This is a genomic window from Enterobacter cloacae complex sp. 2024EL-00711 (genome assembly GCF_047529885.1).
Lineage (GTDB): Bacteria > Pseudomonadota > Gammaproteobacteria > Enterobacterales > Enterobacteriaceae > Enterobacter > Enterobacter ludwigii.
The window spans coordinates 394065-405037 of the sequence record NZ_JBLIZC010000005.1 but is presented as its reverse complement, the minus strand read 5'-3'; the positions used below and the strand labels follow the sequence as shown (position 1 = coordinate 405037).

The 10973-nt window shown below is 56.0% G+C and carries 8 protein-coding genes; 3 read left to right on the top strand and 5 right to left on the bottom strand.

Features of this window, described 5'->3' with window-relative positions; translation table 11 throughout:
• The first annotated feature begins 126 nt into the window (after positions 1-126).
• Positions 127-1773 (top strand): glycerone kinase, encoded by a 1647-nt coding sequence (locus tag ACMVME_RS16690; protein WP_251858907.1) that lies wholly within the window; start codon positions 127-129, stop codon positions 1771-1773.
• A gap of 81 nt (positions 1774-1854) precedes the next feature.
• On the opposite strand, the gene ahr is transcribed toward ACMVME_RS16690, so the two are convergent.
• The 5 genes from ahr to pepA form a co-directional block, all read right to left on the bottom strand.
• Positions 1855-2874, bottom strand: coding sequence for an NADPH-dependent aldehyde reductase Ahr (gene ahr / locus ACMVME_RS16685; RefSeq protein ID WP_020883520.1), 1020 nt, complete (start codon positions 2872-2874; stop codon positions 1855-1857).
• An 83-nt stretch (positions 2875-2957) separates the two neighbouring features.
• The gene (locus ACMVME_RS16680; protein ID WP_020883521.1) at positions 2958-3461 is read right to left on the bottom strand and encodes a GNAT family N-acetyltransferase; all 504 of its coding nucleotides are present in this window, start codon (positions 3459-3461) and stop codon (positions 2958-2960) included.
• Positions 3462-3584: 123 nt separating this feature from the next.
• On the bottom strand, positions 3585-6440 hold the full coding sequence (locus ACMVME_RS16675) for a valine--tRNA ligase (protein WP_020883522.1): 2856 nt from the start codon (positions 6438-6440) through the stop codon (positions 3585-3587).
• The gene (gene holC, locus ACMVME_RS16670) at positions 6440-6883 is read right to left on the bottom strand and encodes a DNA polymerase III subunit chi (protein WP_008502815.1); all 444 of its coding nucleotides are present in this window, start codon (positions 6881-6883) and stop codon (positions 6440-6442) included. The genes ACMVME_RS16675 and holC overlap by 1 nt, the downstream gene beginning before the upstream one ends.
• Positions 6884-6994: 111 nt before the next feature.
• Entirely contained in the window at positions 6995-8506 is a 1512-nt protein-coding gene (gene pepA, locus ACMVME_RS16665) for a leucyl aminopeptidase (protein WP_014171826.1), read from the bottom strand.
• Positions 8507-8772: 266 nt separating this feature from the next.
• Here pepA and lptF point away from each other — a divergent pair, with 266 nt between their 5' ends.
• The gene (lptF, locus tag ACMVME_RS16660; RefSeq protein WP_014171825.1) at positions 8773-9873 is read left to right on the top strand and encodes an LPS export ABC transporter permease LptF; all 1101 of its coding nucleotides are present in this window, start codon (positions 8773-8775) and stop codon (positions 9871-9873) included.
• Positions 9873-10955, top strand: coding sequence for an LPS export ABC transporter permease LptG (gene lptG, locus ACMVME_RS16655; RefSeq protein WP_014171824.1), 1083 nt, complete (start codon positions 9873-9875; stop codon positions 10953-10955). The genes lptF and lptG overlap by 1 nt, the downstream gene beginning before the upstream one ends.
• Positions 10956-10973 lie beyond the last annotated feature (18 nt).

The window sequence follows — 10973 nt, the reverse complement described above, 5'->3', positions numbered from 1 at the left end:
TCTCTTAGTCCTCGGTCGAGTATAGGCAACCTGACGGCAAAATGGCTGAGTAAATTGCTGACTTTGCGGCGCATTATCCAGCGCGGACTATGCTTTTGCATACGGTTCACAAAATTTTGGAAAACTATGTCCAGATTCTTCTTTAACGATCGCAAACAGCTGGTCAACGACGCCATCGAAGGCATACTGATTTCGGCACCACACGCTAATCTCGTCAAACTTGATATCGACCCGGCCATTCGGGTGGTGGCGCGCAGCGACTGGGATAAAAGCCGGGTGGCGGTTATTTCAGGCGGTGGCTCTGGTCACGAACCTGCACACGCCGGGTTTGTCGGCAAAGGGATGCTCACGGCAGCGGTGTGCGGTGATCTTTTTGCTTCGCCGAGCGTTGATGCGGTGCTGAACGCCATTGTGGCGGTAACGGGCGATCGGGGTTGTCTGCTGATCGTGAAAAATTACACCGGCGACCGGCTTAATTTCGGCCTGGCAGCAGAAAAAGCCAAGCGCTATGGCCTGAAGGTCGAGATGGTCATTGTCGCCGATGATATTGCCCTGCCGGATAACAAGCAGCCGCGCGGTATCGCCGGTACGGCACTGGTTCATAAAATCGCGGGCTATGCGGCAGAGCACGGCAAATCACTGACCGAGGTGCGCGATATCGCGCAGCAGGCTTGCGATAATCTCTGGAGCCTGGGCGTGGCAATGCAAACCTGTAACCTGCCGGGCAGTGATGATGAAGAGGGGCGGATCAAGCAGGGGCACGTGGAGCTGGGGCTTGGGATCCACGGCGAGCCTGGTGCCTCGGTTGTCGATACGCAAAACAGCAAAGCCATCATCGACACGCTGGTCGAGCCGCTCAAAGCGCAGGCCGGTAACGGGCGTTTTGCGGTGCTTATCAATAACCTCGGCGGCGTGTCGGCGCTGGAGATGGCGTTGCTCACCAAAGAGCTGGCCCACTCGGCGCTGAAAGAGAATATCGCTTATCTGATTGGTCCGGCACCGCTGGTGAGTGCCCTGGATATGAAAGGCTTTTCGCTGACGTTGCTGAAGCTTAACGATCTGTTCGAAAAAGCTCTCCATGAAGAGGTGGAGACGTTGGGCTGGCAGAAGCCGGTGGCGTTTGCGCCGCTGCGCGTGCAGGAACATAACGCGATCCATGACCGCGTGGAATATACCGCCTCGGACAATCCACGGGTCGCAGAGATCGTCTCCACGGTCACGCAGACGCTGATCCAGCTGGAAAACCGCCTCAATGCGCTGGATGCCAAAGTGGGTGATGGTGATACGGGCTCTACCTTTGCGCAAGGGGCGCGGGATATTGCGCAGCGTCTGGAGAAGAAACAGCTTCCGCTAAATGATGTGTCGACGCTGTTGCTGCTGGTTGGCGAGCGACTGGCAACGGTTATGGGGGGCTCAAGCGGTGTGCTGATGTCGATCTTCTTTACCGCTGCCGGGCAGACGCTGCACGATGGTCAGCCGTTGCCGGAAGCGCTCTTAAGCGGGCTGGCGCAGATGAAGCAGTATGGTGGGGCAGATCTTGGCGATCGCACCTTGATCGATGCCCTGCAACCGGCGCTGGAGGCATTGCAGAAAGGCGACCTTCAGGCTGCTGCGCAGGCTGCGAACGCGGGCGCTGAGGCGACAGCGAATATGGTGAAAGCGGGTGCCGGACGTTCGTCGTATGTCAACAAAGAGAACCTGGAGGGTGTGACCGACCCGGGGGCCGTGGCGGTGGCAGAGGTGTTCAAGGCAATGACCGCAGCAAAACGGTAGCGTTTTGAGTATTACACCCTCTCCCGACGGGAGAGGGTGGCGATGCGTGCAATCAGGCCGCACGCACCCCGCGCGTTCACATCAAAAATCCGCTTTCAACACCACGCGATAACGGGCTTTACCGTCACGTACATGCTGGATAGCTTCGTTGATCTTAGACATCGGATACAGTTCGGTGGTGGGCGCCACTTTAGTGCGTCCGGCAAACTTCATCAGTTTGCGCAATTCGAACGGCGTACCGGTTGCTGAACCGGAGACGCTGCGATCCCCCCCGATCAGCGTAAACGCAGGCACCGGCAGCGGTTTCATCACTGCACCGACGGTGTGGAAGTTACCGCCGTGGGCCAGCGCTTCAAAGTACGGTTGCCAGTCGAGATCGACGTTAACGGTATTGATGATCAGATCAAACTGACCTGCCAGCGATTTGAGCGCTTGCGGATCGCGGCTGTTGACTACCTTATCCGCCCCCATCGCCAGCACTTCTTTCTCTTTGGCCGGGTTCGAGCTAAACGCCGTGACTTCACAACCCATCGCATGCAGCAGTTTGATTGCGATATGGCCCAGACCACCAATCCCGATGACACCCACACGGCTGGTGGCGGTGACATGATGCATCAGCAGCGGTTTGAATACGGTGATACCGCCGCACAGCAGCGGACCGGCAGATTCGATATCAATGCTGTCCGGCAGGGGAATAACCCATTGCCAGTCGGCACGCAGTTTATCGGCGAAACCGCCTTTGTTCAGAATGGTAGGGACTGCGCCTTCGAGGCAGTTGATTTGGTTACCGCTGATACAGGCATCGCAGTGACCACAGCTGCGCGCCGTCCAGCCAATACCCACGCGCTGGCCGACCTTCAGCCCTTTGTCCTGTGCGGCGCTACCGAGCGCCACAACGCGGCCAATGACTTCGTGGCCGGCAATCAGTGGATACTGTGAGAAGCCCCATTCATTGTCGATCATGGAGAGATCGGAGTGGCAGATCCCGCAGTAATCAACCTGCACTTCGACGTCTTCTGCTTTTAGGTCGCCCGCATCGTATTCGTACAGCTCAAGTTCTGCACCCGCCTGCGGTGCGGCGTAGCTTTTTATCTTCGACATCGTGTTTCCCCCGTTATGGTGTGAACTGAGAGTGTAGAGCATTCAGTTTACGGTCGCTTAACAGAAGAGGGCAGGAATGCCCTTTACAGAGTTTTCAGCATCCTGACTTCGCAATCGACGTGGCCGGTACAGCCCAGCGGCGCATCAATATGCGTAAAGCCCAGATGTTCATACAGGCCAATGGCCTCTTTGAGGAAGGCGGTTGTTTCCAGGTAACAGCGTTTAAAACCCTGAGTACGCGCATGTTCAAGGGCGATAAGCGCCAGCTTTTTCGCCAGCCCTTGCCCGCGTACCGACGGCAGAAAATACATTTTTTGCAGTTCGCAGATATCCGGCTCGCTGCAGCTTAAAGGCGCCACGCCACCGCCGCCCACCACCTGGCCGTTCTGCTCAATAACCCAATAGGCGTAGCCCGGCTGGCTGTACAGCTGAAACAGCTCATCCAGATTCGGGTCGGCAACGGTATAGCCTTTGTCGGCGGTCAGGCCATACTCAGCGGAAACCGTTCGGATAACGGCGGCAATAGCCGGGTTGTCCTGCTCAGTGATCCGACGCATCGTCGTCGCGACGGGGGTAATCACGCTCATAGTCTTACTCATTACAAAAATTGACACACAACTGCTGTTAATAGCACCGCAGTAAAGGGAGCGCAAGCGAGGAGTTTTCAGGAAGGATACCCCTTACGCCCTGAAGCGTAAGGGGTAAAAGCATTACAGGGCTGCAATAACCGCCTGCTGCTCGATCAGTTTGGTCTTAGCATCGGCGAAGGCAACCAGACGCTCACGCTCTTTCGCGATAACCGCTTCCGGCGCGCGGGCAACAAAGCCTTCGTTCGCCAGTTTGCTTTCGATTTTGCCAATTTCCACATCGACCTTAGCCACTTCTTTTGCCAGACGAGCCAACTCAGCGTCTTTGTCGATAAGACCTGCCATCGGGATCAGCAGCTCGGCGCCGTCGATGATTTTGGTCACGGATACCGGACCTTTGTCATCCGCAGGCAGCACGGTGATGCTTTCCAGACGCGCCATGGTTTTCAGGAAGGTGTTGTTCTCGGTGACACGGCGAACAGCAGCCTCACTGCAACCGCGCAGCAGCAGCTCCAGAGGTTTACCCGGGGCGATGTTCATTTCGGCACGGATATTACGTACCGCCACGATCGCCTGTTTCAGCCATTCGGTATCGGCTGACGCCGCTTCATCGACCTTCGCTGCATCGAATTCCGGGAACGGCTGCAGCATGATGGTGTCGGCGTTGATGCCGGCAATCACTTTCACACGCTGCCAGATGGTTTCGGTGATGAATGGAATAATCGGGTGCGCCAGACGCAGCAGACCTTCGAGAACGGTAATCAGCGTGTTGCGCGTACCGCGCAGTTCCGCTTCAGAACCGCCGTTCATTACCGGTTTTGCCAGCTCAAGGTACCAGTCACAGAACTGGTTCCAGGTGAATTCATACAGAATGCCCGCCGCGATATCGAAGCGGTAGCTGTCCAGCGCTTCGCGGAAGGCTTTTACCGTCTGGTTGAACTCTGCCAGGATCCAGCGATCGGCCAGAGACAGGGTCATCTCGCCGCCGTTGAAGCCGCAATCCTGATCTTCGGTGTTCATCAGCACGAAGCGGCTGGCGTTCCACAGCTTGTTACAGAAGTTACGGTAACCTTCCAGGCGCTTCATGTCCCAGTTGATGTCACGACCGGTTGAAGCCAGTGCCGCCAGAGTGAAACGCAGGGCATCAGTACCGTGAGGTTCGATCCCATTCGGGAACTGTTTCTCAGTACGCTTGCGGATCTTCTCCGCCAGCTGCGGTTGCATCATGTTGCCGGTACGTTTTTCCAGCAGCTCTTCGAGGGAGATACCGTCAACCATGTCCAGCGGGTCGATAACGTTACCCTTGGACTTGGACATCTTCTGGCCTTCGTCGTCACGAATCAGACCGGTCATGTAGACGGTATGGAACGGAACCTGTGGCTTGCCGTTTTCATCTTTGATGAAGTGCATGGTCATCATGATCATGCGGGCGATCCAGAAGAAGATGATGTCGAAGCCGGACACCATCACGCTGGTTGGGTGGAACTGACGCAGCGCGTCGGTGTTCTCCGGCCAGCCCAGCGTGGAGAAGGTCCACAGTGCGGAGGAGAACCAGGTGTCCAGTACGTCTTCGTCCTGACGCAGGGCGACATCGGCACTCAGGTTGTTTTCCTGACGAACTTCATCTTCGCTGCGGCCAACATAGACGTTGCCTTCGCTGTCGTACCAGGCCGGGATACGGTGGCCCCACCACAGCTGACGGGAGATACACCAGTCCTGAATATCACGCATCCAGGAGAAGTACATGTTTTCATACTGCTTCGGCACGAACTGGATGTCGCCGTTCTCGACCGCTTCAACAGCCGGTTTCGCCAGCACGTCGGCGCGCACGTACCACTGGTCGGTCAGCATTGGCTCGATAACAACACCCCCACGGTCACCGTACGGCACGGTCAGATCGTGAGGTTTGATCTCTTCCAGAAGGCCGAGTGCATCCACTGCAGCGACAATCGCTTTACGCGCGGCAAAACGTTCCATTTTCTGGAATTCAGCCGGAATGTCGCTGGAGTAAACGTCGGATTCGTTACCTTTGGTGTCATACACTTCCGCGCTTTCACGGATATCACCGTCGAACGTCAGAATGTTGATCATTGGCAGGGCGTGACGACGACCCACTTCGTAGTCGTTGAAGTCGTGTGCCGGGGTGATTTTCACACAGCCGGTACCTTTTTCCATGTCGGCGTGTTCATCGCCCACAACGGGAATGCGGCGGTTAACCAGCGGCAGCACCACGAATTTGCCAATCAGATCTTTATAACGCGGATCTTCCGGGTTAACGGCCACGCCGGTATCGCCCAGCAGGGTTTCCGGACGGGTGGTCGCTACCACCAGGTAATCTTTACCGTCTGCCGTTTTAGCGCCGTCGGCCAGCGGATAGCGGATATGCCACATGGAACCTTTAGACTCACGGTTTTCCACTTCCAGGTCGGAGATAGCGGTGCGCAGTTTAGGGTCCCAGTTTACCAGGCGCTTGCCACGGTAAATCAGGTCTTCTTTGTACAGACGGACAAACACTTCTTTAACGGCGTTGGAAAGACCTTCGTCCATGGTGAAGCGCTCGCGCTCCCAGTCCACGGAGTTGCCAAGACGGCGCATCTGACGGGTGATGGTACCGCCGGATTCTGCTTTCCACTGCCAGATTTTATCGATGAACGCGTCGCGACCGTAGTCGTGGCGGGTTTTACCTTCTTCAGCGGCAATTTTACGCTCAACCACCATCTGGGTCGCGATACCCGCGTGGTCAGTTCCCGCCTGCCACAGGGTGTTTTTGCCCTGCATGCGCTGGTAGCGGATCATGGTATCCATGATGGTCTGCTGGAAGGCATGACCCATATGCAAACTGCCGGTGACGTTCGGCGGTGGGATCATGATGCAGAAGGACTCTTTGCTTTCATCGCCGTTAGGCTTGAAATAGCCCTGCTGTTCCCAGTGCTCGTAAAGCGGCTGTTCGATATCGCGTGGGTTATATGTCTTTTCCATTATTTCCAGGTTGCCGTATTCAGGTTAAAACCAGCCAGGCGGTACGCTTTATAGCGTTCGCGCGCCAGTTGTTTCAAAGATTCTTCGTAAGGGACAAAGTCTACCACTTCTGTGAAAGCGGTGGCAAAATCTGCAAAATCTATCCGCAGGCTAATCAGAATATCGCGCGCGCTGCTGTTGCGCTTTTGCGGCCAGGCAATCTCTACCGGTGCGCCGCCACGAGGGCCTTCGCCAGACAGATTATGCGGGACAAAACTCTCCGGCGGGCGTGCCCAGAGTGCTTCGTCAAGGCGGATGGCCTGCTGCTCATCTTCGCAGGCAATCAGAACGCGTTTACCTGCGCGCCAACGTTCTGCGGCAATTTCACACACCAGCTGTTCAACTGCGCTGAGGCCGTCCTGATGGGTGTCGTTGTCCAGAAGGTAGAACGTTGCATTCTTCATATATGGGGCTTCTTGTTGTGGATTTAAATGTAAGGCCGGGCTGACCCGGCCTACAAACGGCATCTTTCCGTAGGCCCGGTAAGCGTAGCGCTACCGGGCATCTGACGGCAATTACTCTTCGCCGTTAAAACCCGCACGATTGAGCAGGAACTGCGACAGTAACGCGACCGGACGACCGGTTGCGCCTTTGGCCTTACCGGAACGCCAGGCGGTACCTGCGATATCCAGATGCGCCCAGTTGTACTTACGGGTAAAGCGCGCCAGGAAGCAGCCCGCAGTAATTGCCCCGCCAGGACGACCGCCGATGTTCGCCATATCGGCGAAATTAGACTCCAGCTGTTCCTGGTACTCGTCACCCAGCGGCAGACGCCATGCGCGGTCACCGGCCTGTTCGGACGCGCCAATCAGCTCGTGCGCCAGAGGATTGTGGTTCGACATCAGCCCGGTGATGTGATGGCCCAGCGCAATCACACAGGCACCGGTCAGCGTGGCCACGTCAATGACCGCTTCAGGCTCGAAGCGCTCAACGTAGGTCAGCACGTCGCACAGCACCAGACGGCCTTCGGCGTCGGTGTTCAGCACTTCAACGGTCTGGCCGGACATGGTCGTCAGAACGTCACCCGGACGGTACGCACGACCGCCAGGCATGTTTTCACAGCCCGCCAGCACGCCAATGACGTTTATCGGCAGCTGAAGTTCCGCCACCATACGCATCACGCCATACACTGCTGCTGCGCCACACATGTCGTACTTCATCTCGTCCATGCCTTCGGCAGGCTTGATGGAGATACCGCCGGAATCGAAGGTCAGACCCTTACCAACCAGCACAATCGGACGCGCATCTTCAGACGGGTTACCTTTGTACTCGATAACCGACATCAGCGACTCATTCTGGGAGCCGTTGCCGACTGCCAGATAGGAGTGCATTCCCAGCTCTTTCATCTGCTGTTCGCCGATGACGCGGGTGATGACATTCTTACTGTAGGCGTCAGCCAGCTGACGTGCCTGAGAGGCCAGATACGCTGCGTTACAGATGTTAGGCGGCATATTGCCCAGATCTTTTGCGGCTTTAATCCCGGCAGCAATTGCCAGACCGTGCTGGATAGCACGTTCACCGCTGGTCAGCTCGCGACGGGTCGGTACGTTAAAGACCATTTTACGCAGCGGACGACGTGGCTCGCTTTTGTTGGTTTTCAGCTGGTCGAAGCTGTACAGGCTCTCTTTTGCCGTTTCGACCGCCTGACGCACTTTCCAGTAGGTGTTACGGCCTTTGACGTGCAGCTCGGTCAGGAAGCAAACGGCTTCCATTGAGCCGGTATCATTCAGCGTATTAATCGTTTTCTGAATAACCTGCTTATACTGACGTTCATCCAGCTCGCGCTCTTTACCGCAGCCAATCAGCAGAATACGTTCAGACAGTACGTTTGGAACATGGTGCAGTAACAGCGTCTGCCCAGGTTTGCCTTCCAGTTCGCCACGGCGCAGCAGGGCGCTGATGTAGCCATCACTGATCTTATCGAGTTGCTCGGCGATCGGGGAGAGTCGGCGTGGTTCAAAGACGCCCACAACGATGCAGGCACTCCGCTGTTTCTCCGGGCTACCGCTTTTTACACTGAACTCCATGCACTACGCTCCTGAATCTTAAAGACAACAGCGGCTGCTACAGATAGAATTGAAACCTTTCGTAACTCATGTCCGCTGTTGTGGTGACTTCGTGTTAATCTTACGTTACTACGGTTTCGACACGTCAGAAAAAGTCCTGAAGCGTGAATCCGCCGGATGTTTTAATCTTAGCGATGATTTCGACGACTCAAGAGAATAAATGACGTTTAAGCCATGAAACAAGCGATTTTCCAGCAAAGAGACGGGTTTTTACGGGCGTATTTAAAGTGATAATCATAAGATATCTGGTGCGGGAGACGCTCAAAAGCCAGCTGGCGATCCTCTTCATCCTGCTGCTGATTTTTTTCTGTCAGAAGCTGGTCAGGATCCTCGGTGCGGCCGTTGACGGCGAAATTCCTACGAATCTGGTGCTTTCCCTGCTTGGTTTAGGGATCCCGGAAATGGCGCAGCTTATCCTGCCGCTAAGTCTTTTCCTCGGTCTGCTCATGACGCTCGGCAAGCTTTATACCGAGAGTGAAATCACCGTGATGCACGCCTGCGGCTTGAGTAAAGCCGTACTGGTGAAAGCCGCTATGGTTCTGGCGCTTTTCACAGGTATTGTTGCGGCGGTGAATGTGATGTGGGCGGGCCCAACGTCTTCCCGTCACCAGGATGAAGTGCTGGCAGAAGCCAAAGCAAACCCGGGTATGGCCGCACTGGCGCAGGGCCAGTTCCAGCAGGCGACTGACGGGAATTCTGTTCTCTTTATCGAGAGCGTGGATGGCAGCCGCTTTAACGATGTGTTCCTTGCGCAGCTCCGCACCAAAGGGAATGCCCGTCCTTCCGTCGTGGTGGCCGATTCGGGTCAACTGTCACAGCGTAAAGATGGCTCTCAGGTAGTGACGCTGAATAAAGGCACGCGCTTCGAAGGCACTGCGATGCTGCGCGATTTCCGCATCACCGATTTCCAGAACTACCAGGCCATTATTGGTCACCAGACCGTGGCGCTCGATCCAAGTGATACCGAGCAAATGGATATGCGTACCCTGTTCAATACGGACAACAACCGTGCGCGTGCCGAACTGCACTGGCGTATCACGCTGGTATTCGCCGTATTTATGATGGCTCTGATGGTCGTTCCGCTGAGTGTGGTTAACCCACGTCAGGGACGCGTGCTGTCAATGTTGCCAGCCATGCTGCTGTACCTGGTGTTCTTCCTGTTGCAGACCTCAATTAAGTCTAACGGTGGTAAGGGTAAAATTGACCCGTTCGTCTGGACCTGGGTGGTCAATGGTCTGTATCTGCTGCTGGCGGTGGGACTCAACCTGTGGGATACGGTGCCTGTGCGCCGCATTCGTGCCCGCTTCTCGCGTAAAGGAGCCCTCTAATGCAGGCGTTTGGCGTTCTTGACCGCTATATCGGTAAAACTATTTTTTCCACCATCATGATGACGTTGTTCATGCTGGTGTCGCTCTCCGGCATTATCAAATTTGTCGATCAGTTGAAAAAAGCCGGGCAGGGGAGCTATGACGCGCTGGGTGCGGGCATGTATACCCTGCTCAGCGTGCCAAAAGATGTGCAGATCTTCTTCCCGATGGCGGCCTTGCTGGGTGCGCTGTTGGGCTTAGGGATGCTGGCACAGCGCAGTGAATTGGTTGTTATGCAGGCTTCGGGCTTCACCCGTATGCAGGTTGCGCTGTCGGTGATGAAAACCGCGATCCCGCTGGTGCTGTTGACCATGGCAATTGGCGAGTGGGTGGCACCGCAGGGTGAGCAGATGGCGCGTAACTATCGTGCGCAGGCGATGTACGGTGGCTCACTGCTCTCAACGCAGCAAGGGTTGTGGGCAAAAGATGGTGACAGCTTCGTCTATATCGAACGTGTGAAGGGCGATGACGAACTGGGGGGCGTGAGTATTTACACCTTCAATAACGATCGTCGTTTGCTCTCCGTGCGTCACGCCTCTTCGGCCAAGTTTGACGCCGAGCATAAGCAGTGGCGGTTGTCGCAGGTGGATGAGTCAGACCTGACCGATCCAAAACAGATCTCCGGCTCTCAGACGGTGTCGGGCATGTGGAAAACCAAACTCACGCCCGACAAACTCGGCGTGGTGGCGCTGGATCCTGACGCTCTCTCCATCAGTGGTTTGCACAACTACGTGAAATACCTGAAGTCGAGCGGACAGGACGCCGGACGTTATCAGCTCAACATGTGGAGCAAAATCTTTCAGCCGTTGTCCGTGGCGGTGATGATGCTGATGGCACTGTCGTTTATCTTTGGCCCGTTGCGTAGCGTGCCGATGGGCGTGCGCGTGGTGACCGGGATCAGCTTCGGCTTTGTGTTCTACGTTCTCGATCAGATCTTCGGCCCGCTGACGCTGGTTTATGGTATTCCGCCTGTTATCGGCGCGCTGCTGCCGAGCGCCAGCTTCTTCCTGATCAGCCTCTGGCTGATGCTGAAACGCTCCTGACAGACCTCTCCTCGCTTC